Raw genomic sequence first — 22057 nt, forward strand, 5'->3', positions numbered from 1 at the left:
AGGCTGCAGGTACGCGCCCAGATGCCCTTACGCTAGAGAAGAATGCTACAAAAAACCACCACAAACAACCCAACCAGAAAAAAACCACCACGTAGCATGCTACCTCTATGAAAGGGGTGAGGCTTTATGAAAACGCTAACAGAGATTAAACAAACTCCTAAAGGTATAATCAAGGCAGATGAGAGCTTTAATCAGGTGAAAGATAAAATAAGACTACCACGCCGCATCCTATACCTGGGATGCGGCTCTTCCCACTTTTTAGCCAAGCTCTTAGCAATGGTCACAAACATGCACGGAGGAACTGGAGTAGCCCTACCTTGTTCGGAGTTCCTCTATTCTAAAGAAGCATATCCAATAGGGAAACCAGAACTAGTAGTTGGGATATCAAGGTCAGGAGAAACAACAGAAGTTCTTCTGGCCCTAGAAAAGATCAATACTCCAAAGCTTGGAATCTCTGCCTATGAAAGCTCTCTAACTAGAGCTTGCGATTATTCCCTGGTTGTTCCCACTATAGAAGAGAGCGTCGTGATGACGCATTCATTTACAGCCTTTTACTTTGCATATCTCCAGTTACTGAGACACTCTTATGGACTTCCATTATTAGAGGCCACTGAAGTTGCCAAAGCGACTGAAAAGGCTCTTGAATACGAGAATTATATAAAGGAGATAGTGGAAGATTTTGATTTCCAAAATGTAATCTTCCTGGGTTCAGGGTTGTTATATCCAGTGGCCCTAGAGGCCAGTCTAAAAATGAAGGAAATGGCGATATTCTGGAGTGAAGCTTATCCAACATTCGAGGTAAGACATGGTTTCAAGGCAATAGCAGATGAAAACACTCTAGTTGTGCTAATGGCCCAGGAACTTTTTGAATGGCATAAGAAGCTCGTTAATGAGTTCAAAGGTCAAAGAGCAAGAGTATTATTAATCTCAAATTCTCAACAGGAGTTTGGGCAAGACTATTCTATAGAGGTTCCCAGGTTGAGCAAGGATGCAACCCCAATTCCCTATCTTCCTGTGGTTCAGCTTCTTTCCTATTATAAAGCCGTAGCTCGGGGATTAAATCCAGACAATCCCAGGTTTTTAGATAAAGTTGTGAGGTGGTAAACATGAGGGTTAGTCATGATGGTAAAACCTATCTTCTTGATGGTAAAAGGATTGTTGTTTATGGAGGTACCCTTCAGTATTTTAGAGTTCCCAGGAACTCCTGGGAAAGAATGCTAAAGAAAATGAAGTCTCACGGGCTAAACACCATTGATACGTACATTGCTTGGAATTGGCACGAGCCCCAAGAAGGACTCTTCGACTTTACTGGCGAAACTCACCCCCAAAGAGATCTCGTCGGTTTTCTTGATCTAGCACAAAAACTCGGCTTTTACGTTATCATAAGACCTGGCCCATACATTTGTGGAGAGTGGAAAAATGGAGGCATCCCTGAGTGGTTGATTAACTCTCATCCAGAAATACTTGCAAAAGGCCCGAATGGTACTCTTCCAAGGGATATATACTATCCTCCAATCACATACCTCCATCCCACTTACTTGGAATATGTAATGAAGTGGTATGAGAATGTTTTTCCTATAATAAAGGAATATCTGTACTCCAATGGGGGGCCTATAATAAACGTGACGATTGATGACGAACCTTCCTACTGGGAAACCATCTTCCAGGCATTCTTGACCGATTACAACGAAATAGTAGTTAAGGAGAATGGGATCTGGCACTCTTGGCTAAAGGAAAACTACCAGTTGGATGAATTGGAGGAGAGATACGGTCAGAAGTTTTCAGATTATGCTGAGATTGTCCCACCAACGTCATTCTCAGAGCCCCTTCCAAAGATACTCGACTGGCATCACTTCAAGATATGGATGATCAACGAGTACGTAAGGATACTCTACGAAAAGATAAAGAAGTACGTTGATGTTCCAATTAGCATTTTAGATCCCTATTTACTCTTAGCCGCATGGAAGGAGTTTTACCTCTACGTAACCAAGCACAAGCTCGACATCCACCTATGGACGGAGTTCTGGTACTCATTCTACAGAACATTTGACTTCAAAGAAGACAGACTCGGCCACCTCTACTATAAGACGGGGGTTTATAGATATTACATAAACAAGCTGAAGACTCCCCCACTAAGCATAGAGACCCAAACATCCCTCGCCAATGTTATAGAGAAGGATGAGGCCGAGCTCCTCTATGCCCTCCTTCCAGCTTTGGGAATCCACAACATAAACTACTATCTCTACGTGGGTGGCGAAAATCCGAAAGGTTATGAATCACACAACGGAGCTACCTGGGACGTGTATTCCCCCATAGGATTGGATGGAAGAGAAAGACAGCACGTGGAACCAATAAAGTGGATTGGCGAGTTCTTAAAGTCTAACATGGACTTCATCGAGTCCCAACTAAAGCCAAAAGTTGCCTTTGGGATGTACGAGCCTTATGAAGCCTTAAGCATGTGGGGACATCGGCCAGAAAGCTTCGAAGAGAGCGTAAATCTCCAAGAATATCTCTTTGGGGAGAGAGGATTGCTCACACTCTTGGCCATGAGCAATGTTCCCTTTGACGTCATAGACCTTGAACTTTCCACTGTAGAGGAGATGCTCCAATATGAGCAGATTTGGATTTACAGCCTGGATTTCATGAGCAGAGAAGTTCAAGAAAAGCTTGCTAGATACGTGGAAGAGGGAGGAAACCTCGTGATCCTACCAACCCTTCCATCCCTTGATGAGAACATGAAGCCCTACACAAAGCTGAGGGACTTCCTAGGAATTGAAGTTGAGAAGGCCAAGGCAAGGGATAACATGAGGTTAATTCCCTACATCAGCGTTGATGCAGAGGAGATAGACAGGATGGTCGTCAGAAACGTCGTTAGGGAGGTTAAAGGAGGGAAAGCTATAGCTTGGGTTGGAGATAAAGTAGTAGGGGTTATGGTAAGGAAAGGAAAAGGTTCTGCAGTTGTCTTAGGGTTCAGGCTTCAGTACTACTCGAGCTACCACGATCTACACAGGAAGTTTGTTGATAAGATACTCCAGCTCCAAGGGATTGAAAGGGATTTTGAAGTCTCAAACAGAGACATAATAGTAATTCCAAGAGGGAATTATCTGGTGGTGGTAAATCCCAGGGACGACAAGGTTACTGGAAAAGTTAGATACAGGGGTGTCGAGTTTAATGTTGAGCTTAATAAGAGGGGAGTTCTCTACATCCCAATTAATGTGGAAATAAACGGCATTAAGGTGCTCTATGCCACAGCAACTCCAGTGGGAAGGGGAGAGGGAACAATTAGATTTAGAAACCATTTGGCAAATGTTAGTGAAATTGCAATTAACGGCAAGATCAAGGAAGTCTCAGGGGGGTATATCCTCCAAGAGAAGAGCTCAGGAGAGAAAAACATCTATGTGATAAAACACGAGAGCGAAACATTCGAAATAAGAGTTTAGCTTTCTTCCTTTTCCCTTCTCCCTATTTGCCAGGCCTCATAAAATCTCTTCCATTCTTCCTCAAAGTCTCTCTTAACCCCCCATCTCCTTCTAAATGCGTTCAACAACACGGAAATGTCCCTCTTTAATAAGCCCAAACTTTCGGGATTTGCACACGTCAAATACTGGGCCCAGTCTATTATCAAAATGTCATTATCCTTCGTTATAACTATGTTGAACTCGCTCATGTCCCCGTGTACAATCCCAAACTTGACTATCTTCTCGTACTCATCCAAAACCTTTCCCAGGATTTCCTCTGCTTCTTCTTTCGTTAAATCAGTGTCCCTAAGCTCCGCTAACTCCACGCCATCTATGAACTCCATAACTATGGCATGCCTATTCCATGCTATTGGTTTTGGAACCTTTGCAAAAGAGCTTAACAATACTAACGCTTCATGCTCCTTCTTCGCTATTAACCTCGAAACATAAAGCCAGCTCTTGTGGTGCTTGTCTGCAAAGACGTCGCTGTGGTAATAGGCCTTTCTGGCACTTGTCCTCTCCCCAATTCTGTTGAATTTAATGGCAACTTTCTCTCCCTGGGGAGTTATTGCCACATAAACATCTGCATCCTTTCCAACTCCTATGTGAGTTGAGCTAATAGCCTCAATAACCCCTTTCTTTGCAAAGGCCCTTATAGCCAGAGCATCGTAGCCGTGAATTGTCAGTTGATATCCAATGTATCCTATGTCACTTCTCCTAATAACTAAGCCTAACTTGTCGAGTTTGCCAAGCCTGTAGCTTGCGCTCTCTAGATCCATTCTAGCAAATCTTGCTATATCCTCCAGAGGCACCCATTTGTGGTGCCTCATATTTAACTCTACAGCCCTAAGTAACCTAAAATCTATGTCTTTGAGCTTTGGATAAGCTTCAAGAGCTAAGAGTTTGCTGACCATCAATTGGCTAATACATTTTAACCTTTTTAAAAATGTGGGAGTCCTAAGAAAAGTAAAAAAATGGCAATAGAACTAATACCTGGAGGGAAAAGAGATGGTTCTTGCAGAAATCAGGATAATAACACTTGCTGTCAAATGGATTGGTGCCCTATGGCTCTTGTCAATATATGTGAAAACAAAAAGGAGATCGTCACTTATAATGGCTCTAGCGATGATATTTTATGGACTCCACACTTTAGGGGATTTATTAGCCTTGCCCACTTTCTCTGCCATTGCAGAATCACTGTTCTCTACATTGGTAGGATATGGAGTTAGTTATTTCCTCATTGAAGAGGGTAAGTATCCCAGGACACCCGTAATCTTTTCATTAATTCCCCTGCTTTCTGGATTATACTTAGTTGCCCTCTCCCTTAGTTCTCCTGGGAACGTGTTGGGAGGAGTATATGGAATATCAGGACTTTTCATAGCTATCTCGGGTTACTTACTGTGGAAAACAAGAGCAAGCAAAAAGATTTCGGCACTAGCATTATCACTTCTCTTTATTGGCCTTCACCAGATGGACTACCCATTTCTAAGGCCTATTGAATGGTTTGCTCCAATAGGATTTGCTATTGCAACAATTCTTACAATGACTTTGGTTATTGGTATTGTGAAATTCTTCGGGAGCGAGGAGTATTTCAAAAAAGGAGCTATCAAGGTTGAAATTAAATCTGGTGCTTTACTTATTTCTCCTTCAGAATTTAAGGAGAGATACCTCCCCACTCTTCAAGATATGCCAGTCTTAGCCTTCGTAAGGAACATTGAAGCCCCTAAGTCTTGGTATTCGTACTTGATCTCTAACATAGAAGATCAGAAAAGCTCGATATTCCCAACAAATCTTCCCAGGATACTCGAGATTTCAAGAAGATATTTCTCTTCAGTCAAAAATGGAATTGTAGTCATTGATGCTTTGGAGTACTTGACAATATATAATGGGTTTGAGGCGATAGCAAAGTTCTTAGCCACGCTCAGAGATTTTGCAATTTTAGACAATGGAACAGTTATCATAATAACCGAGAAAAAAGCTTGGAAGGATAGGGAGTGGGCTCTTCTAACTTCCCTACTTGGAAAGTGACCTAACTATTTCCTCTACCTCTTTCTTAAGCTCTTCTAGGGAACCTTCATTCACTATTATAAAATCAGCCACTTTTTTTAATTCTGAAGTCTTGTAGAGGGACTCCTCCCACTCATCGAACTTCAGCAAATCCTCCAAAGAATTTATCCCCTTGTCTTTTTCTGCTCCCCTCAACTTTAGCCTTTCAAACCTTATCTCAGGTTTAGCCTCCACGTAAATCAAACTTCCTCCCATCTTTTTTATTGCCTCAACTTCTCCAATTGACCTTACCCCATCAATGGCTATATTTTCACAATGTCTAAGCTTATCCACTGCAAGCCTTATTAGAATGTCTTCCCCATACTTCTCCTTAAGAAGCCTCCCCAACTTAATCAAATTCTCCCTTGTGGGTTCCCCTTTAAAATCCACTTCTGGAACCCAGGAGTAGGGGGAAATGTTTCCCGTGAGAATATCAACTAAGGGCTCGCTACAGCTTATTCTACAAAATCCAAGTTCCTCCAAGAACTTTGCCACTGTAGTTTTTCCAGCCGCAATTTTTCCCGCGATTCCTATTATCAATGCTTCCACCCCCACCATATGATCTTTGCCCCATCAGTGGCCTCCATAAGGCCATCTCCAACCTGCTCCACAATATAATCTATTAGGTCTTCTTTTTGAAAAACTGCTGGTCTAGTTTCTCCAAATAAGTATTTAGTCTCAAAGTAACCTATTCCAAAGAATCTCATTGGGTTTATTAAGATAACATCCCTCTCCACTTTACAGCATTCTTGGAACTCCGAAATTGCAATCTCAACATTTTCATTTCTTGAAATTTCTGCAACAAAACTTGAGTTTGGGAAAAACAACTCTCTTAACGGCCTATCAACGACCTTATACTTCAATTTGGGAAATGTGTATCTTATCCCATACACGCTTTGCTCCTCAAACATTAGCTCTCCAAATCCCAGGAGGGCTGGTGCATTAAACGTGAGGAAAATCAACCCTTTCTCCTTCTTTTTAATTTTGGGCCACTTCCTGGGAGGGAAGTTAAATTCTGCTTCAATAATGGGAATAAGGAAATCCAGGCCATGCTCCTCTGCAAATTTTAGGCTCTTCTTTAAAGTCTCCCTTTTTATGAGCAAGTCAAGTGTAGTATAAACTGTCACAAGGTTAACTCCCAGTATTTCCCTCAGCTTTCCTATGACTAAACTACTTCCAATGATAACGCTTTTGTCAGTTCTATCGTGAGCTATTATGAAAAGTTTATCCCCTTCCTTGTCATACCTTATCTCATCTATCTCAAAAGGTGAGAGTGGTAGACCATGCTCCTTTCTTATTTGTACAATCAGCTCCGCTATCTCTTCCTTTGTTATCATTTCACCACCTCACGGTATTGGAAATCCAAGGCCTTTCAGTATCATCCTAACGGCCAATATCGCCATAACAACTGAAAACATCCCCTTAAGACTTTTAGCTCTTGTCTTCTTGGCTAATCTAGCTCCAATTTGAGCTCCTATAATAAGCCCAGGAACAAGGAATGGGAGCCAAATAAGCTGAACATTTCCTAGCATGTAATGCTTTATTGCCCCGCTCAGGGAAGTGAACACTATTGCAAAGCTTGAGGTTGCTACGGCGTAGTGGATGGGCATTCCAAGCCAGGTTAGAAATGGAACGTTTATTATTCCTCCCCCTACTCCCAGGAGGCCGCTTGCAATTCCTGAGAAAAATCCCCCAACGGGGATTAATTTTTCATTAAGCTTAATATCTTCCAACTTAACTTCACTCGGCTCTACTGGCTTTTTCCTGTACACCCTATATGCTACAAAAATCAAGGTTATACCGAAAATTACTTTGAGTTGATTCGATGGGAGAAAGGATGTCATCCAAGCTCCAATGTAGGCCCCAATTATTGCCGTACTCGCTAAAAGTATCCCCGCCCTATAGTGGATCCTTCGCTGTCTGGAGTATGCTATAGAGGAGCTGAGAGAGGTAAATACTATGCTTGCGCTTGAGGTTCCTATGGCACTGTGTATTTCAACTCCTAAAATGTTAAGGGTTGGGACTATTAGAAAGCCTCCACCAAGGCCAAACATAGCTGCAAGTATTCCTACAACTATTCCAACGAAAAAGAGAAATATCATTGCCTTCCCTCCTAGATCTCAAATGTTATTGCTTCTATTAAAGCAATTAGTGCCTCTAAATCTTTTACATTTAGCATCTCAACTTCACTGTGGAGATACTTCATTGGAACGCTCAAAGCCAAGACCTTGGACTTGTGCTGGAATACTGAAGCATCCGTTCCCCCACCTGTAACCCCTATCTGAATTGGAATGTTATTTTTCTCCGCGATTTCCCATACTTTCCTGGCCAAATCTCTTGAATAAATTGCTGAGTTGTCCACAGCCCTAATCACAGCCCCTCCTCCAAGTCTAACGTCTCCAGTCAGCTCAGAGCAACATGCAAAAGAGTCTATGGCAAATGCATATTCAGGGGAATACTTCTCTGCCAAAAACTTAGCCCCTTTCAAGCCTATCTCCTCTTGGACTGTGAATGCAAAGATGAACTTCCCACTTAACTCGTGGTCAACTAAATTCCTTATAGCTTGAACTAAAGCCACAACACCAAATCTGTCGTCTAAGCTTCTTGTGCTAACTATCTTGTTGTTCAAAACCGAGAAGTGTTTCTTAAATACGGCATAGTCAAGTGGCTTAACTCCCAGGGAGAGCGCCTCCTCTTTGCTTTCAGCTCCAATGTCTATTGTAAGCTGGTACCATGGGACTACATCTTTCACTCCTTTCACGTTGAGGTGTGGGGGAAGAGCTCCAATAACTCCATCTAATTTTCCATTTTCCGTTATAACATCAACGTGCCTCCCGTATAAAAGCCTGTCGTCAATCCCTCCGACTTTTCTAAATCTCAACTTTCCATCCTGGGTAATTCCAGTAATTAAAAGGCCAATCTCATCCATGTGGGCCATGAAAACCGCCTTTACTTCTCCCTCTCCAAGCTCCACAATTAGATTCCCGATTTCGTCAACTTTATAATCGGCATAGTCTTTTATCCATTCAATAATTTTCTCTCTAACTCTTTCCTCATACCCTGAAATCCCTGGGACTTGGGTTATCTCCTTTAGCATTTCAATTAGCTTCATCTTTCTCCCCCTCCTAAAGCATCTTTACACTTTCAATTGGCCTTATTTTTAACACTTCCTTATTTACTAAATCTTCGGGAACTATTCCTCTGAATATTGAGATGAGGTTTTCAACTGCCCTAAACCCTACATCTTCCTGGGCCTCTACAGCAAGCCCAGCATAGTGGGGAGTTAAAACAGTCTCCCACTCATACTTAAAGAGCTCATGCTCTCTAACAGGCTCATTCTCAAACACATCTGTTGCATAACCCTTCAATTTTCCTTGTTTTATGGCCTCCGTTATGGCCCTTTCATCAACCAACGCTCCCCTTCCAATGTTTACTAGGTATTTTCCTTCGAGCTTTTTCACACGTTCTTCGTTTATTATATGGTAGGTATCCTTCGTTAATGGGAGTGCAAGTATTACGATATCGCTCTTCTCCAACAATTCATCTATGTCCATGTAGGTAGCGTGAAGTTCACTTTCAACATCCACCTTCCTATGCCTTGACCAGTAGTAGAGTTCCACTCCGAAGGGAATTAGCCTTCTTGCAATTGCCTTCCCTATCGCTCCCATGCCAAGGATGCCAACCTTCTTTCCATACAAGCTTTCAATACCCTTAAAGCCAGTCCATATCTTCACATGACTCTCCCATTCTCCCCTTCTAATCAATTTATCAGCATAGTGGATTTTTCTCATTAGATTTATCAATAAACCAACTGCAAACTCAGCCACGGCTTCGCTTAACAGTCCCGAAACTTTTGTAACGTAAATCCCTTTTCTCGTGGCCTCTTCAACGTCAATATGATCATAACCAGCGGAATGACAACTTATAACCTTTAGTCTCTCAGCCTTTTCGAGAACATCTTTAGTTATCTTAGTAACGGGAGAAACTATAATCCCATCGAACTCGTGGATTTTATTCTTGAGCTCTTCCTCTGATGGATATGGAATAACCTCTACCTCGGCATACTTCTCAAGCTCTTCAAGCGCCTCCCTTTTCATTTTTAGAAGAACTCCAACTTTGGGTCTCATTTTACCACCATGTAGATGATCATCGAAAGGGGGTATAATAGTTTTTCTGAATGTTTGACAAATAAAATAGCAGAATGTTTTTATATTAAATGGACAGTTTGAGTAATTGATGCCTTATGATAGGCAGGAGTGATCGTTTTTGGATGTTCTAGTCTTATTCTCCTGATTTGTCTAACAAACCTTCTAGGAGGTGAAAGTTTTGGCAAGGGAAACTTGGGGGAGTAGAGTAGGTTTTGTTGCAGCTGCAATAGGAAGTGCTGTGGGACTTGGAAACATCTGGATGTTTCCAATGAGGGCAGGACTCTATGGAGGAGCTGCATTTCTCATCCCATATTTAGTTCTATTGTTTGCCGTGGGAGTAGTTGCCCTTACGGTAGAGTGGACGCTTGGAAGAGCAACAAAGGGCGGGCCAATTGAGGCGTTTGAAAAGACATTACCAGGTGGAAAATATCTAGGGATTCTGGTGAACGTAACTATCCTCATGATATTCGCCTTTTATTCCTTGGTGCTCGGATGGGTGATCAGATACTTCATAGCTTCACTAAGCGGTGAGCTAACAAGGATAGAACCAGATAAGTTCTTTAACGCCCTCGCCTTTAGCAGGGAGGCCCTCCTGTGGCTATTCGTAGTTATTGCATTAACAATAGCAATAGTAGCTATGGGTGTTCAGAGAGGAATCGAGAGGGCAAACAAGATCATGATGCCTCTTCTCTTCGTTCTCCTAATCGTGTTGGCAGTTAGGAGCGTTACACTACCAAACGCATACGAGGGCTTGAAGTTCTACCTACTACCAGATCTGAGCAAAATAGCAAGTGGAAAAACATGGATGATAGCACTCTCTCAGATGTTCTTCTCCCTAAGTGTTTTAGGGAATACAATGGTTGTTTATGGAAGCTATCTTAGAGAGGAGGACGACATACCGTTATCAGCAATCGCCACTGCATTCGGTGATACTGCAGTAGCGGTCACTGCTGGATTTATAGTCTTTCCAGCAGTCTTCTCATTTGGCCTTGAGCCCACAGCTGGCCCAGGGCTAGTGTTTGTAACCCTGCCAATGGTGTTCCAAAAAATGCCAGGAGGAATGATCTTCAGTGCATTGTTCTTCCTCTTGCTAATATTTGCAGGACTTTCTTCAACTGTTTCGATGCTTGAAGTTTATGTTGATTCTGCAATAACAAAGCTCAAAATCAGCAGAAAAAATGCCTCAGTGCTTTTAGGCTTGCTAACTTTCCTGGTGGGAGCACCTTCCGCACTTTATCCTGCCTACTTTGATTGGCTCATCAACATTTCAACCGTATACGTAGGTCCCCTAGGAGCATTAATAGCAGCTCTTGCCCTCATAAAGCTGGGAGTTGATAGAGCATATGAAGAACTCCAAAAAGGTGCCCTTATTAAAGTGCCAGAGCTCTGGAAGCCCTGGGTTAAGTTCCTATATCCAATAGTGATAGTGGTAATATACATCTCCCAATTCCTACTGGGGTGAGGAAAGTTGGATGTGGTTTACATAGCAGCCTTGATAGTAATCGTAATAGTCTATGGGCCTCTCTTGTGGGCTCTCTACAAGCTCTCAAAGGCTTCTTAATTTTCCTAAAACTTATTTAATTATTTTGCTGAGTTTCTAGTGGTGGATAACATGGGTGTTGAAGAGCACAAGAAGGAAGCACCAAAAACTTTCAAGTTTGGAGTTATAACGGTGAGCGATAAAGGGGCAAAGGGAGAAAGAGAAGACAAAAGCGGTCCACTCATAATAGAGGAACTCTCTAAGCTGGGGGAACACGTTTACTACAAAATAGTACCAGATGATAAGATCGAAGTATTAATAGCTCTTTTTGAGGCAATAAAGAGTGGAGCAGATGTAGTTGTAACTACGGGTGGAACTGGAATAACAAGGAGGGACATAACGATAGAGTCCATAAAGCCCCTCTTTGATAAGGAGCTGAGCTTTGGAGAGGTTTTTAGGGCCAAGAGTTATGAAGAAGTTGGGTATGCAACAGTTTTAACAAGAGCCACTGCAGGAATTATAAGAGGACAAGAAAGGATAGTCGTCGTGTTTTCCCTTCCTGGGAGCGTTAATGCCGTAAAAACTGGACTGGAAATAATAAAAAGTGAGGTCTTCCATATCCTAAAACATGCAAGAGAATGAAAAAGGCATAAAAACAATTAGGCTTTCCTAATTTAAAGGGGAAGAAAAATGAGAAAAGCAGTAGTTCTCCTAATAGCGATTACTTTATTCGTTAGGCCGGTTATATCTCAAGAAAGAGAAAAACCACTCGTTGTAACTAGCCTTCCTCCAGTTGCTTCAATAATAAAAGAGGCGCTAGGAGACAGTGTAGAAGTCGTTTATCTAGTCCCTCCCGGCGTTGAGCCCCACCAATACCAGCTCTCCCCAGAGCAGATAGCACTGCTGAAGAATGCCGATGTAATAGTAACCACAGGTCATCTGCCAGCAGAGAATAAAATAATCGAGCTAAAGAGCGAAGGAAGCATAGAGGGAATTGTCTTAGAGCCTAAAGATTACTCAGAATATGGGTTCAAATACCTACCAGAGAGGTGGTATGAGGGAAAGAATAACCCTCACGGAACATGGCTTGATCCAATGAACGCTCTAGCAATAGCTAAGGCAACTGCCGTTGCACTGTCCCAACTATATCCAGAGAAAGACCAAGAATTTTCTAAAGCATTTGAAAGATTTGAGGAAAAGGTAACAACAATAATAAAGGCATATTCTTCCATAGCAAAGGATAAAAAGGCCATAATAGAACTTCCATCTCAACAATATGCCCTTGAATGGTTGGGAATTGAGGTTATTAGCTCTATAAAGCCCGAAGCAGAAGGTCCAGCGAAATCCATAGATGAGCTCTCCACATTAAGGCCAGATATAATTGTTTATGATGAGAATACGCCAGACGTGTTAAAAAATGCAGCCTATGAACTCTCAAACAGGCTAGGAGTTCCCCTGGCGAACATAACTGTGCTGTGGACGGATAAGAATTACACCGAAGTTCTAATCCAAAATTCAAAGTCAGTAATAGGTGCCCTAAAGGAAGAAAAGAAAGTTGTCGTTAAAGAAGGTAACGAGAAAGTCCAGTACATAGCTATTTCTCTCTTAACGGGCCTAATAGTTGGAGTCTCCATAGGGGTTGTCATCAGGAAGTGTCCAGTGTTCTGAGGTAGATTTATATTCTCCCTTCCCAACTTTTATCCTTGGGATGAAAAGATGGAAATTGGAGTGGTAGGAAAACCAAATGTAGGGAAATCAACATTCTTCTCAGCCGCCACCTTGGTTGATGTGGAGATAGCAAATTACCCCTTTACCACGATAAACGCAAACGTTGGAGTTACCTACGCGATAACCGAACATCCATGTAAGGAGCTTGGCTGCACGCCAAATCCTCAAAACTATGAGTATAGAGAGGGATTAGCTTTAATTCCAGTGAAAATGATTGACGTCGCTGGTCTAGTCCCAGGAGCTCACGAAGGGAGGGGGCTTGGCAACAAGTTCTTAGATGACTTAAGAATGGCCTCTGCCCTAATTCACGTTATAGATGCCACGGGGAAAACAGATGAAGAGGGCAGGCCCACAGATTTTCATGATCCAGTGGAAGACATAGAATTCCTAGAAAGGGAGATTGATTACTGGATCTATGGAATACTAAAGAAGGGGTGGGAGAAGTTTGCAAAGAGAATAAAGCTTCAGAAAATGAAAATTGAAACCGCGATAGCGGAGCACTTAAGCGGAATTGGAGTTACTGAGAATGATGTGTGGGAGGCTATGCATAGGCTTGGCCTTCCAGATGATCCTACCGCTTGGAGTGACGAGGACTTGCTGAGCTTTGCCTCGGAGATTAGGAAGATAAACAAGCCAATGATAATAGCGGCAAATAAGGCAGATGCAGCTAGTGATGAGGATATAAAGAGATTAAAGAGAGAAGGAGAAAAGAGAGGATACATTGTAGTCCCCACCTCAGCCGCCGCTGAACTAACCCTTAGAAAAGCGGCAAAGGCTGGGTTTATTGAATACATCCCAGGATCTAGTGATTTTAAAATACTCAAAGAAATGAGTGAAAAGCAGAAAAAGGCCTTAATGTTAATCAAGGAGAGAGTTTTAGATAGGTTTGGCTCAACTGGAGTTCAAGAGGTAATAAATAAGGCAGTATTTGAGCTCCTAAAGCTGATTCCAGTGTATCCGGTGCAGGATGAGAATAAGCTAACGGATCAATTTGGAAATGTCCTTCCACATGTGTTTCTAATGAAAAAGGGCTCAACTCCCAGGGATCTAGCATTTAAAGTTCACACCGATCTTGGTAAGGGATTCCTCTATGCAATAAACGCTAAAACAAAAAGAAGAGTTGGAGAAGACTACGAGCTTCAATTCAACGATATAATAAAGATTGTTGCAGTTACCAAGTGACCTCTTTTTTTCTTCACTTCTTAAGCTTGAAGCTCATTGCTTGTTTTTGTTGGATCTCTTGTGCCTTCTTTGCTAGCTCAGCTGCTCTCTTCTGAAGCTCGTTGAGAGCTTCCTGGGTCTTTCTTATTGCTTCATCGTACTCTTTGATCCTCTCATCCAGATATTTAATTGCATCTTCAAGCGTCTTCTCAACTGCATATCCAGAACCAACGCTGATTATTGCGTTGTTCTTATCCACTATCTTTCCTTTAAGAAAAGACCCAGCACCTATAGGAACTAGAATTTCAGGATTCTCATCCTCAATTTTCATTAGGTTTTCCAGAGTTTCCTTTACAGTTTGAACCTCCGCCTGTGCTAAGCTGAGAAGCTCCAAATTTTGGGCCAAAAGCTGAGCTTGGGCCTGTACAACTTGGTACTCATAAGCAACCTTTTCCAATTCCTTATTGTTTTCCATCTTAATCACCCAATAAAAAAATAATTAAAGCTCGAGGCTGAGCCTCCTAACAACTATCTCTTCCGCTTCTTCTGGCCTAATTTCCTTGATTTCCTTGATGAATATCTTGTTCCTCTTCACTTTGTGCTTGCTTCCTATGTCTGAGTATACGAGCTCCTTTACGTCTTCCTCCTTTATTCCCCTGTACTCCTTGGTGAACTTAAACTTCCTCCCATTCTTTTCAAAATATCCGTGAACGCGGAAGACCTTCACCTTCATCGGCTCACCTCCTTCATATAAATCCTAATGCCTCTTCGATCTTAACAATTTCAGGACCAGTAGTTAGATGACCAACGACAACTCCGTAAGAGTTCGCTAACATACAGGAACCAACGTAGGGAACGCCCATGTTAGCCGTTCCAACATACACGTCAACCTTAAAGAGATCTGAAAGCCACTCTAACTCCTCATCAGTGGCCTCTGGGTGGACGAGCCCTCCCTTGTTTGTGACTACCCCAGCGCTACCAACAGCCACTATTCCTGCAATAACTCCCCTCTCAACTTCAACTCCTAAGATGTCCCCGATTTTCTTAGCTTCTTCCCTTGAAAACTTTGAGCTTACTAGCGCTCCCTTGTCATTGGTTAGGATTAAGTTACCGAGGGCAGTATACTTGGTTTGGAAGGGAACAACTTCTGTATCAATACCATATTCCCTAAAAGCATTTTTTATTTTTTCCAGCTCAGAATCCCACACATACCAAGGGACTATTATTGCGTTGGAATTTCCAGCTCCCAATACTCCAATTATTCTAGACTTCATTAAGCTAGCCTCAACAACGGGAACTTTAAGGACTTCCCTAATAACCTCTAACTTCTTCTCCTGAAGCCCTTCCCTAATTAATACAACTTTGTCAGTAGCTATCCCAAACACGCCGAGATATGGAGAATTTTCAAAGTCGAGCTTTTCTATGTGCATTAATATCACCTATTGGGAGGGGGAAGTCAGGCGAGAGTAACGTAGGCTATCCTGACAGTTTCTTCCCCCTCCCTCTTCTCTTCCTCAACTTTTACCTTAACCCTAAGCTTGCTTGGGGGCTTCTCTATTCCCCTCTCCCAAATCTTCTCGTTAACTTTAGGATCAATTATAACCTCTTGAGCTTTTGCATGCCTTGCTACGAATTCTCTAACGAACTTCACTGCCCTCGGAGCCCTCTTCCACCTGGGAACTATCTTCTTTATTTTCTTTATCGGAACTGTGAATATTACTTCCTCCCCGGCCTTAATTGCCATTTTCATCACCTCACTCCTTTAGCTTAGTCCTCCTCCAGTATCTCCTCTTCGGGTGAGTTAGTACTCTCCTATTAGTCTTTACAATAACCCACACGGGAACTCTTCTGTTCTGCTTAAGGGCCTTAGCAAGCCTGAGCTTCTTTGCAAGGGGCTTGTTCCTCGCCATCTTAATCCCTCCCGTATGATTTTAATCAGAATGTCTGTTCACCTTAGCGGAAGGAAACTTAAAAGGATTTCGCATTAAGGTTAAAGTTTAAATGAAGTTTTATAGATTTGAAATAGGGTGGCACAAATGGGTGTCGAGAAAGTCCCAAAATACGACATTCCAGTTAAGAAAGTTGAGTACGTTTTTATAGAACTCGATAAGATGAAGCCCCACGAACAGTTAGTTCAAAGAGAGCTGGAAGACTTTATAGAGAGTGTCACTGGCTCTGGAATATTCTGGAAGCCAATGCTTCTAGCCAAAATCCCAGGAACTGATGAATATTTGATTGTAGATGGTCACCACCGTTGGGCAGGCCTACAAAAGCTCGGTGCCAAGAGAGCTCCTTCAGTGATCTTAGATTACTTTGATGAAGGAGTTAAAGTCTACACCTGGTACCCAGCATTCAAAGGAGATGTAAATAAGGTGATAGAAAGACTAAAGGCCGAAGGACTTGAGGTCATTGAAGATGAAAAAGCAGAAGAAAAGGCCGAAAAAGGGGAAATAGCATTTGCCTTAATTGGTGAGAAAAGCTTTGCCATCCCAGGAGGGTTAGAGGAACAGAAGAAGGTTAGCAAGGTTCTAGACGAAATGGATCAGGCAAAAGAAATCGAACTAGTATATTATGGCCTAAAGGAAGATGCAAAGGCAGACATGGAAAAGGGGGAAATAGACTACGTCTTCATAAGGAAGGCCCCAACTAAAGAAGAAGTCATGGAGCTCGTGAAGAGAGGAGAAGTGTTCTCTCCAAAGACTACAAGGCACGTTCTACCCTTCATCCCAGACAAGATTGATGTCAAGCTTGAAGACCTCTTCTAATCGAAAATTGTATAACTTCCTTTTTCCATATTTTCTTGGTGCTCCATTATGAGGACCTCAAAGCTTGCAGTTAAGCTGTTAAAAAGCGAAAGTGGAATTGTTTATTATGACCCAATATACCATGGCAGAACTCTAAAGATCATAGGGATTGATAACGATCCAATAGAGGTCATGGAGTATTTGCTCAGGCAGTACAAGGAAGAAAAGAAGTACTCAATAATCGTTTTTGACACTTCCGGAGAGTTTCCCACCACAATGTTTGAAAAGGTTGTAAGGATTGAAGAAGGAAGACCTGCAGGATTAGATCCATTAAAAATGGCCAAAATGGGAATTATAAATGACCCATATTCTGCCGTAACAATAGTTCAAACAATTTATGAACTCGATAGGGCGTTAACTGATAAGTTATACGCGGACTTTATCGCTGGAAAAGTAAATTCCATTGAAGAAGCACTAAAAGCAAAGAAGGAATATAGTGAGGTAATAGCCGAAAGCTACACGGATTTAGATGGAATACTATTTTCGGGAGATCCAATAGTTATACCAGACACAGCCCTTATCGATCTAAGTGGATTGAAGAGCATTACACTCACAGGAATTGCATTCCTCGTACTAGCGGTAGCCTTGGAGAATAGGAGGAACATTGTATTTGGCCTTCATGACTTCGCAGTTTTGGGGTTCACTCCCGCAGGTAGCGCTGCAGTTCCCTTACTCACAAGACCTGCAAGGAGGAGAGTCGCCATAGTTGGAACTAAGTATGCCCTAGATTTCGTTTTGTCAACCCCTGGGCCTACTTTGGTACTCTACAACGATCCAGAGGTTCAGTCAATGATATATGAATCCCAGGGTGTGCCAAGTGGATTTAGGAGCTTTGTTTACAAGGGAGAAGGGGCCTACATTTGGAGGAGCCCTGAGGCAGTGAACGTTGAGTTTGGAAAACTTCTATCTCGGGGTGGGGAAGGTTCTTAAATATTCCTCTGAAGTTAGAGCTGAGGTGGTGAAGATGCAAAACATCCCACCCCAAGTCCAGGCAATGCTTGGGCAATTAGAGAGCTACCAGCAGCAACTCCAACTCGTTATTCAGCAGAAGCAGAAGGTTCAAGCTGATTTAAATGAAGCTAAAAAGGCCCTTGAGGAAATTGAAAAGCTCACTGATGATGCTGTAATTTACAAGACCGTTGGCACGTTGATAGTTAAAACGACAAAAGAAAAAGCTTTACAGGAACTTAAGGAGAAAGTAGAAACTCTTGAAGTTAGGCTTAATGCGCTAAACAGGCAAGAGCAGAAGATAAATGAAAAGATAAAGGAGCTCACTCAAAAGATTCAGGCAGCCCTAAGACCTCCAACCGCTGGATGACTTCTTTTATTATTTTTGTTTTCTCTGGTGGTTGATATGAAAAAAGTTATCCACATTGGGCTTCCAGAGCTAAGCGAGGAAGAATTGATTAGGGTTGGAGAGATAGGGCAGAAGATAATAATCAATTATATATTTGACCACTTAGCTAAAAGTGAGGTTAGGGATTTAGAGGTTACTGCGAGGATAAACAGGGGAGAAACACTCGATTTAGAGCTTGAGGTTTATGTTGAGGTCCCCATATTTGTCAAAGTTGATGTGGAATCTCTAATAGAAGAAGCTCTCGATAAAGCCTACGAAGCTATAGAAGACTACTTAAGGAGGATATCAAATGAAAGGGGAGAGAAAGCTCAAAGAACTTCTGAAGAGCCTTAACAAAGATGAAAGAATAATTATACTCTGCCATCACAACGCCGATCCAGATGCATTAGGCTCTGCCATAGCGCTTTCCAGGCTCCTCCTTCACCTGGGATTTAAGAATGTTAGAATTGGGATAGCACAGAGTATTGCAAGCTATGCAAGGAAGCTTACCCTTTTCTCTCCCGTTCCAATTGAAAAAGATCCCATTATTCAGGAAAAGTACGTGTTCATTGTGGACACATCTTCTCTAGAACAGTTGGCCCCAATTGATATTCCTCCTTCATCTTACCTAATTGTAATTGATCACCATACAGAGAAAGAGAATCCAATACCAGCTGACATTTCACTCTTAGATCCCACAAAAACATCAACATCCGAGATTGTATGGGAAATTTTCAAAAAGTATAAGTTTTCAGATGAAGAATCGGCAAAAGCCCTCTTAGCTGGAATAGTCTCAGATACCTCCAACTTTAGATATGCAAACGCGAAAACATTTAAGACGGTGTATGAAATCTTGAACCTTTATGAGATCTCTTTGGGTGAGATATACCAGTTGATAGCACCAGTTTCCGATGAAAACATTGAGCAGGCTAAGAGAGTTGCCGTGCTAAAGGCGTGCCAGAGAATGCAGATTCACAAGTTCAGGAAGTTCATAATAGTAACCTCCAAGGTCTCGGCATATGAAGCTCTAGTGTGTAAAGTCTTTGTAAACCTAGGAGCTGATGTTGCCATAGTGGGTAGCGAAAAGAAAGGAGAAGTTAGAATTTCGGCTAGAGCAAGAGAGAATATAGTAAAGATGGGCCTCCACCTGGGAAAAATTATGGAGAAAGTTGGGGACATAATAGATGGGGCTGGAGGAGGGCATGCAGGAGCTGCTGGAGCAAACGGGAAGAAGAATTTAGATAAAGCAATGAAATTCCTTGTAAAAGAGATTAAGAATGAACTGAAAAAGATTTCGGGGTGAGAAAATGGCAAAATGTCCCATTTGTGGAAGCCCTCTAAAGTGGGAAAACCTAATAGAAGAAATGCTCATTATTGAGAATTTCGAAGAGATAGTAAAGGACAGAGAAAGATTCCTTGCCCAGGTTGAAGAGTTCGTTTTTAAATGCCCAGTCTGTGGAGAGGAGTTTTACGGAAAAACACTGCCAAGGAGAGAAGCCGAAAAGGTATTTGAACTCTTAAATGACTTTAAAGGTGGGATTGACTGGGAAAACAAAAGAGTTAAGCTTAAGCTAAATGATTTGTTGGCCTTAGAGACAATGCTTGAGGAGTGGGACAGAAGAGTTAAGAGGTGAGCCCAATGTGGGACACGAGTAAAGATTACAGACTCCTCGTTGCTGAAAAGGCTGTAGAGCTCTTCCTAAGAACAATTGAGGGGGCAAAGTTTAGGGGACAGTGGGATAAAAAGAAGGCTGTGCAGCTTGCAAAAGAGATGATCCCAGATATTCAGGCTCTAAGATACAGCTACATAGATCCAGAAGAGCTCGTTGATACTCCGCAAATGAAATCCCTAAAGGAGAAAGCCCAGGGAATAATTGAGGCCCTTGGGGGAGAAGATTGGCATCACAAGTTTTTGTCCCAGGCCACGAAGGAAGAGAGAGAAAAAGTGGAAGAACAAGTGGCAAAGATAAAGTTCTTTCTCAACACAATACTTGGGCTTGACAGAAGGCTAAAGCTGGGGAAGATAAATGACCCCGTCATTGCAGTTGATATTATTGTTGGAGAAGTCATGAGCGTAGGGAAACATCCAAACGCTGACAGACTCTTGGTGACCAACGTAAACATTGGAAGTAAGGCCATAACAGTCGTTACAAATGATTTAACAGTAAAAGAAGGTAACAGAGTAGCCGTGGCACTACTACCCCCGAGGAACTTTTTTGGAATAGTAAGCGAAGGGATGTTCCTGGGAGCAGGAGAAGGGGTTTTAAAGGATGTCAAAGGAGAAATAGGCGGATTACCAAAGGGTATCCCGTTGGAAGCTTTAAAGGAAACTAGAAACGCCGTTGAAGCTTTTCTAAAGGGATGAGATATGAAGGCTGAGATAAGCAAAGTCATTGACAGGGGAAACTACATTAAGTATCCACTATTCGAGGGAGAACTCCCAGAGGGTAGCTATGCTCAAATAGTTGAAATAAAGCCGAAAGAGAAAGTTGGCAAGCACTATCACAAGGAACAATACGAGCTCTTCTATATAATAAGTGGAGAAGCAAAGCTAGGAATTGGAAGTGAGGAATATCATGCAAAACCAGGGGACATTTATCTAGTTAAACCGGGAGAAATTCACTGGGTGGAAAATACTTCAGAGGAGAGCTTTAAACTACTCGTTGTTAAGTTGAACTTTAGAGGGGAGGACACTGTTTGGCTTTAACCGTCTTTTGCTGGTCTTATTGTCGGGATCAAAGTTAAAAGTCTAACCACCTGCTTGTTGTTTACCTTTTCCTCTAAATAATTTTTCCTTTGAAAAGCTTACTCTTTACAACAAAAGAATTCAGAATTAAAGTTAATGGTAATAGCGACGAAATCCTTATAAACCTCTCTAAATGAGTAAATAACGAGCTGTGCGGTGGTAGTCTAGCCTGGTCTAGGACGCCACCCTGCCAAGGTGGAGACCCGGGTTCAAATCCCGGCCACCGCACCATACTTTTCTTCTCCATGAGGAGCCCACCCTTGGCTGAAGGGTGATGAGGCCTCGTGGGTTCCGAAGTTTTTATAAACAACTTTCTGATGATACCTCTTTGGATGCCCCGGTGGCCTAGCCTGGATAGGGCGCGAGGCTGCGGACCTCGAGGTCCGGGGTTCAAATCCCCGCCGGGGCGCCAAAAAAAGATTTTTTTCAATTTTTGGAGATGTCATTATTTTTGCGAAGGTATAAAATAAACTAGAACAGAACCCACAATCTCCAGACAAATGGAATTGGTTTCCACAGGTCGAACCCAACTGCTGCTGAGAGTAACTTTGCTAGTGCATAAAATACTAGGAGCTCAAGTGCAAATACTGGCAGTACTGGGTAGTATTCGATGTTGGGCTTGAACTTCATGACTATTTTGAGGATGTTTTTTGCAAACACTCCCTCCAAGAGGCCGAGGGCAATCACCAGTGCTGGTGGGAGGAAAATGCCGTCATTGTCAGTGTTATACCATCCGCTGGTGCCCATCTCCGAAAACCATACTTCTTCTGATAATACACCGCAGTATAGAATGTCATTGCTAGACCAAATGCTACCCCCACTGCTGTTTCTACTAGTGGTTGCTTTGTAAAGAAGACTCCTGCTATGATCGCTAGTAACAGGACATATGTTGGAGTTAACAAAGTTAGAAGGTCCATCAAACCATAAATGACCATATATGCAATCACAAACTCCAAATTGTTCATCCCTGTATCACCATTTAAATAATGTTTGGGGATTAAATAAATTTGTGACATAAGAGACCCTACTCTTACTGGATTAAAACCCTAGACGACTCAAAAAATGAGAAGTGACCCCCCACCCCTGAAGGGCGAGGCTTTCAAGAGAAAAAAAGTAAAGGAACCAGAAGCATCTTCTGGTTAACAAAAAT

Annotated in this window: 28 protein-coding genes and 2 tRNA genes; 17 read left to right on the top strand and 13 right to left on the bottom strand. The window is 42.2% G+C overall.

What is annotated here, in order from left to right:
• Positions 1-126: 126 nt before the first annotated feature.
• Both glmD and glmA read left to right on the top strand, forming a co-directional pair.
• Complete coding sequence (gene glmD / locus PWP39_RS06195) at positions 127-1104, top strand: glucosamine-6-phosphate deaminase (protein WP_011011476.1); 978 nt, start codon at positions 127-129, stop codon at positions 1102-1104.
• Positions 1105-1106: 2 nt separating this feature from the next.
• Positions 1107-3440 carry an exo-beta-D-glucosaminidase gene (glmA, locus tag PWP39_RS06200; RefSeq protein ID WP_288073184.1) on the top strand — a complete coding sequence of 778 codons (2334 nt, stop codon included), beginning with the start codon at positions 1107-1109 and terminating at the stop codon, positions 3438-3440.
• On the opposite strand, the gene PWP39_RS06205 is transcribed toward glmA, so the two are convergent.
• Positions 3437-4372, bottom strand: coding sequence for a serine/threonine-protein kinase RIO2 (locus tag PWP39_RS06205; protein WP_288073186.1), 936 nt, complete (start codon positions 4370-4372; stop codon positions 3437-3439). The genes glmA and PWP39_RS06205 overlap by 4 nt on opposite strands.
• A gap of 94 nt (positions 4373-4466) precedes the next feature.
• Here PWP39_RS06205 and PWP39_RS06210 point away from each other — a divergent pair, with 94 nt between their 5' ends.
• On the top strand, positions 4467-5486 hold the full coding sequence (locus PWP39_RS06210) for a DUF835 domain-containing protein (protein WP_288073188.1): 1020 nt from the start codon (positions 4467-4469) through the stop codon (positions 5484-5486).
• On the opposite strand, the gene PWP39_RS06215 is transcribed toward PWP39_RS06210, so the two are convergent.
• The 5 genes from PWP39_RS06215 to PWP39_RS06235 are packed head-to-tail and all read right to left on the bottom strand — an operon-like array spanning position 5472 to position 9631.
• Positions 5472-6044 carry an AAA family ATPase gene (locus tag PWP39_RS06215; protein ID WP_048059077.1) on the bottom strand — a complete coding sequence of 191 codons (573 nt, stop codon included), beginning with the start codon at positions 6042-6044 and terminating at the stop codon, positions 5472-5474. The genes PWP39_RS06210 and PWP39_RS06215 overlap by 15 nt on opposite strands.
• On the bottom strand, positions 6041-6841 hold the full coding sequence (locus PWP39_RS06220) for a hypothetical protein (RefSeq protein ID WP_011011481.1): 801 nt from the start codon (positions 6839-6841) through the stop codon (positions 6041-6043). Before PWP39_RS06220 ends, PWP39_RS06215 begins: the two co-directional genes overlap by 4 nt.
• Before the next feature lie 9 nt (positions 6842-6850).
• Positions 6851-7606, bottom strand: a complete 756-nt coding sequence (locus PWP39_RS06225; protein ID WP_011011482.1) for a sulfite exporter TauE/SafE family protein — start codon at positions 7604-7606, stop codon at positions 6851-6853.
• A gap of 11 nt (positions 7607-7617) precedes the next feature.
• Positions 7618-8616 carry a M20/M25/M40 family metallo-hydrolase gene (locus PWP39_RS06230; RefSeq protein WP_011011483.1) on the bottom strand — a complete coding sequence of 333 codons (999 nt, stop codon included), beginning with the start codon at positions 8614-8616 and terminating at the stop codon, positions 7618-7620.
• Between the two features lie 13 nt (positions 8617-8629).
• Complete coding sequence (locus PWP39_RS06235) at positions 8630-9631, bottom strand: NAD(P)-dependent oxidoreductase (RefSeq protein ID WP_011011484.1); 1002 nt, start codon at positions 9629-9631, stop codon at positions 8630-8632.
• A gap of 190 nt (positions 9632-9821) precedes the next feature.
• Between PWP39_RS06235 and PWP39_RS06240 the strand changes: the two genes are divergently transcribed.
• The 4 genes from PWP39_RS06240 to PWP39_RS06255 all read left to right on the top strand — a co-directional run bounded on the left by PWP39_RS06240 (position 9822) and on the right by PWP39_RS06255 (position 14042).
• Positions 9822-11114, top strand: coding sequence for a sodium-dependent transporter (locus PWP39_RS06240; RefSeq protein ID WP_011011485.1), 1293 nt, complete (start codon positions 9822-9824; stop codon positions 11112-11114).
• 150 nt (positions 11115-11264) lie between these two features.
• Positions 11265-11774: a MogA/MoaB family molybdenum cofactor biosynthesis protein gene (locus PWP39_RS06245; protein ID WP_011011486.1), complete on the top strand. Its 510-nt coding sequence runs from the start codon at positions 11265-11267 to the stop codon at positions 11772-11774.
• Between the two features lie 48 nt (positions 11775-11822).
• The gene (locus tag PWP39_RS06250; RefSeq protein WP_011011487.1) at positions 11823-12800 is read left to right on the top strand and encodes a metal ABC transporter solute-binding protein, Zn/Mn family; all 978 of its coding nucleotides are present in this window, start codon (positions 11823-11825) and stop codon (positions 12798-12800) included.
• Positions 12801-12848: 48 nt separating this feature from the next.
• Positions 12849-14042 (top strand): redox-regulated ATPase YchF, encoded by a 1194-nt coding sequence (locus PWP39_RS06255; protein WP_011011488.1) that lies wholly within the window; start codon positions 12849-12851, stop codon positions 14040-14042.
• Positions 14043-14055: 13 nt separating this feature from the next.
• Here PWP39_RS06255 and pfdA read toward each other — a convergent pair whose 3' ends face one another.
• From pfdA to PWP39_RS06280, 5 genes are read right to left on the bottom strand one after another with little or no spacing between them, the layout of a single operon-like run.
• Positions 14056-14496, bottom strand: coding sequence for a prefoldin subunit alpha (gene pfdA / locus PWP39_RS06260; protein WP_011011489.1), 441 nt, complete (start codon positions 14494-14496; stop codon positions 14056-14058).
• A 24-nt stretch (positions 14497-14520) separates the two neighbouring features.
• Positions 14521-14754, bottom strand: a complete 234-nt coding sequence (rpl18a, locus tag PWP39_RS06265; protein WP_288073193.1) for a 50S ribosomal protein L18Ae — start codon at positions 14752-14754, stop codon at positions 14521-14523.
• A 13-nt stretch (positions 14755-14767) separates the two neighbouring features.
• The gene (locus PWP39_RS06270; RefSeq protein ID WP_011011491.1) at positions 14768-15451 is read right to left on the bottom strand and encodes a translation initiation factor IF-6; all 684 of its coding nucleotides are present in this window, start codon (positions 15449-15451) and stop codon (positions 14768-14770) included.
• Between the two features lie 26 nt (positions 15452-15477).
• A complete protein-coding gene (locus PWP39_RS06275; protein WP_014835121.1) occupies positions 15478-15765 on the bottom strand; it encodes a 50S ribosomal protein L31e in 288 nt (95 codons plus the stop codon).
• Between the two features lie 10 nt (positions 15766-15775).
• Positions 15776-15931, bottom strand: a complete 156-nt coding sequence (locus tag PWP39_RS06280) for a 50S ribosomal protein L39e (protein WP_011011493.1) — start codon at positions 15929-15931, stop codon at positions 15776-15778.
• Positions 15932-16057: 126 nt separating this feature from the next.
• On the opposite strand from PWP39_RS06280, the gene serK reads away from it, so the two are divergent.
• The 10 genes from serK (at position 16058) to PWP39_RS06330 (ending at position 21319) form a co-directional block, all read left to right on the top strand.
• Positions 16058-16786 carry an L-serine kinase SerK gene (gene serK / locus PWP39_RS06285; RefSeq protein ID WP_014835120.1) on the top strand — a complete coding sequence of 243 codons (729 nt, stop codon included), beginning with the start codon at positions 16058-16060 and terminating at the stop codon, positions 16784-16786.
• 48 nt (positions 16787-16834) lie between these two features.
• Entirely contained in the window at positions 16835-17755 is a 921-nt protein-coding gene (locus tag PWP39_RS06290) for a hypothetical protein (RefSeq protein WP_288073197.1), read from the top strand.
• Positions 17756-17789: 34 nt separating this feature from the next.
• Entirely contained in the window at positions 17790-18143 is a 354-nt protein-coding gene (locus PWP39_RS06295) for a prefoldin subunit beta (RefSeq protein ID WP_014835119.1), read from the top strand.
• Between the two features lie 36 nt (positions 18144-18179).
• Positions 18180-18515 (top strand): DUF3194 domain-containing protein, encoded by a 336-nt coding sequence (locus PWP39_RS06300; RefSeq protein ID WP_011011497.1) that lies wholly within the window; start codon positions 18180-18182, stop codon positions 18513-18515.
• Positions 18472-19464 carry a DHH family phosphoesterase gene (locus tag PWP39_RS06305; protein WP_011011498.1) on the top strand — a complete coding sequence of 331 codons (993 nt, stop codon included), beginning with the start codon at positions 18472-18474 and terminating at the stop codon, positions 19462-19464. Before PWP39_RS06300 ends, PWP39_RS06305 begins: the two co-directional genes overlap by 44 nt.
• Positions 19465-19468: 4 nt before the next feature.
• Positions 19469-19795 (top strand): hypothetical protein, encoded by a 327-nt coding sequence (locus tag PWP39_RS06310; protein ID WP_288073200.1) that lies wholly within the window; start codon positions 19469-19471, stop codon positions 19793-19795.
• A 5-nt stretch (positions 19796-19800) separates the two neighbouring features.
• A complete protein-coding gene (locus tag PWP39_RS06315) occupies positions 19801-20526 on the top strand; it encodes a tRNA-binding protein (protein ID WP_288073202.1) in 726 nt (241 codons plus the stop codon).
• Between the two features lie 3 nt (positions 20527-20529).
• Positions 20530-20868: a cupin domain-containing protein gene (locus PWP39_RS06320; RefSeq protein ID WP_288073204.1), complete on the top strand. Its 339-nt coding sequence runs from the start codon at positions 20530-20532 to the stop codon at positions 20866-20868.
• A 192-nt stretch (positions 20869-21060) separates the two neighbouring features.
• Positions 21061-21138, top strand: a tRNA-Gly gene (locus PWP39_RS06325).
• A 103-nt stretch (positions 21139-21241) separates the two neighbouring features.
• Positions 21242-21319: transfer RNA gene (locus PWP39_RS06330), tRNA-Arg, on the top strand.
• A 59-nt stretch (positions 21320-21378) separates the two neighbouring features.
• Here the strand turns inward: PWP39_RS06330 and PWP39_RS06335 are convergent.
• The gene (locus PWP39_RS06335) at positions 21379-21567 is read right to left on the bottom strand and encodes a hypothetical protein (protein ID WP_288073206.1); all 189 of its coding nucleotides are present in this window, start codon (positions 21565-21567) and stop codon (positions 21379-21381) included.
• A gap of 23 nt (positions 21568-21590) precedes the next feature.
• Positions 21591-21872 (bottom strand): hypothetical protein, encoded by a 282-nt coding sequence (locus tag PWP39_RS06340; protein ID WP_288073207.1) that lies wholly within the window; start codon positions 21870-21872, stop codon positions 21591-21593.
• Positions 21873-22057: the final 185 nt, after the last annotated feature.

Origin of the sequence: Pyrococcus sp. (assembly GCF_030153625.1) — an archaeon.
In the GTDB taxonomy this organism is placed as follows: Archaea; Methanobacteriota_B; Thermococci; order Thermococcales; family Thermococcaceae; genus Pyrococcus; species Pyrococcus furiosus.

Excerpts from the sequence above, each read along its gene's own strand:
- glmD (WP_011011476.1), top strand. The coding sequence starts at position 127 with ATGAAAACGCTAACAGAGATTAAACAAACTCCTAAAGGTATAATCAAG.
- glmA (WP_288073184.1), top strand. The coding sequence starts at position 1,107 with ATGAGGGTTAGTCATGATGGTAAAACCTATCTTCTTGATGGTAAAAGG.
- PWP39_RS06205 (WP_288073186.1), bottom strand. The coding sequence starts at position 4,372 with ATGGTCAGCAAACTCTTAGCTCTTGAAGCTTATCCAAAGCTCAAAGAC.
- PWP39_RS06210 (WP_288073188.1), top strand. The coding sequence starts at position 4,467 with ATGGTTCTTGCAGAAATCAGGATAATAACACTTGCTGTCAAATGGATT.
- PWP39_RS06220 (WP_011011481.1), bottom strand. The coding sequence starts at position 6,841 with ATGATAACAAAGGAAGAGATAGCGGAGCTGATTGTACAAATAAGAAAG.
- PWP39_RS06225 (WP_011011482.1), bottom strand. The coding sequence starts at position 7,606 with ATGATATTTCTCTTTTTCGTTGGAATAGTTGTAGGAATACTTGCAGCT.
- PWP39_RS06230 (WP_011011483.1), bottom strand. The coding sequence starts at position 8,616 with ATGAAGCTAATTGAAATGCTAAAGGAGATAACCCAAGTCCCAGGGATT.
- PWP39_RS06235 (WP_011011484.1), bottom strand. The coding sequence starts at position 9,631 with ATGAGACCCAAAGTTGGAGTTCTTCTAAAAATGAAAAGGGAGGCGCTT.
- PWP39_RS06245 (WP_011011486.1), top strand. The coding sequence starts at position 11,265 with ATGGGTGTTGAAGAGCACAAGAAGGAAGCACCAAAAACTTTCAAGTTT.
- PWP39_RS06250 (WP_011011487.1), top strand. The coding sequence starts at position 11,823 with ATGAGAAAAGCAGTAGTTCTCCTAATAGCGATTACTTTATTCGTTAGG.
- PWP39_RS06255 (WP_011011488.1), top strand. The coding sequence starts at position 12,849 with ATGGAAATTGGAGTGGTAGGAAAACCAAATGTAGGGAAATCAACATTC.
- pfdA (WP_011011489.1), bottom strand. The coding sequence starts at position 14,496 with ATGGAAAACAATAAGGAATTGGAAAAGGTTGCTTATGAGTACCAAGTT.
- rpl18a (WP_288073193.1), bottom strand. The coding sequence starts at position 14,754 with ATGAAGGTGAAGGTCTTCCGCGTTCACGGATATTTTGAAAAGAATGGG.
- PWP39_RS06270 (WP_011011491.1), bottom strand. The coding sequence starts at position 15,451 with ATGCACATAGAAAAGCTCGACTTTGAAAATTCTCCATATCTCGGCGTG.
- PWP39_RS06275 (WP_014835121.1), bottom strand. The coding sequence starts at position 15,765 with ATGGCAATTAAGGCCGGGGAGGAAGTAATATTCACAGTTCCGATAAAG.
- PWP39_RS06280 (WP_011011493.1), bottom strand. The coding sequence starts at position 15,931 with ATGGCGAGGAACAAGCCCCTTGCAAAGAAGCTCAGGCTTGCTAAGGCC.
- serK (WP_014835120.1), top strand. The coding sequence starts at position 16,058 with ATGGGTGTCGAGAAAGTCCCAAAATACGACATTCCAGTTAAGAAAGTT.
- PWP39_RS06290 (WP_288073197.1), top strand. The coding sequence starts at position 16,835 with ATGAGGACCTCAAAGCTTGCAGTTAAGCTGTTAAAAAGCGAAAGTGGA.
- PWP39_RS06295 (WP_014835119.1), top strand. The coding sequence starts at position 17,790 with ATGCAAAACATCCCACCCCAAGTCCAGGCAATGCTTGGGCAATTAGAG.
- PWP39_RS06300 (WP_011011497.1), top strand. The coding sequence starts at position 18,180 with ATGAAAAAAGTTATCCACATTGGGCTTCCAGAGCTAAGCGAGGAAGAA.
- PWP39_RS06305 (WP_011011498.1), top strand. The coding sequence starts at position 18,472 with ATGAAAGGGGAGAGAAAGCTCAAAGAACTTCTGAAGAGCCTTAACAAA.
- PWP39_RS06310 (WP_288073200.1), top strand. The coding sequence starts at position 19,469 with ATGGCAAAATGTCCCATTTGTGGAAGCCCTCTAAAGTGGGAAAACCTA.
- PWP39_RS06315 (WP_288073202.1), top strand. The coding sequence starts at position 19,801 with ATGTGGGACACGAGTAAAGATTACAGACTCCTCGTTGCTGAAAAGGCT.
- PWP39_RS06320 (WP_288073204.1), top strand. The coding sequence starts at position 20,530 with ATGAAGGCTGAGATAAGCAAAGTCATTGACAGGGGAAACTACATTAAG.
- PWP39_RS06340 (WP_288073207.1), bottom strand. The coding sequence starts at position 21,872 with ATGAACAATTTGGAGTTTGTGATTGCATATATGGTCATTTATGGTTTG.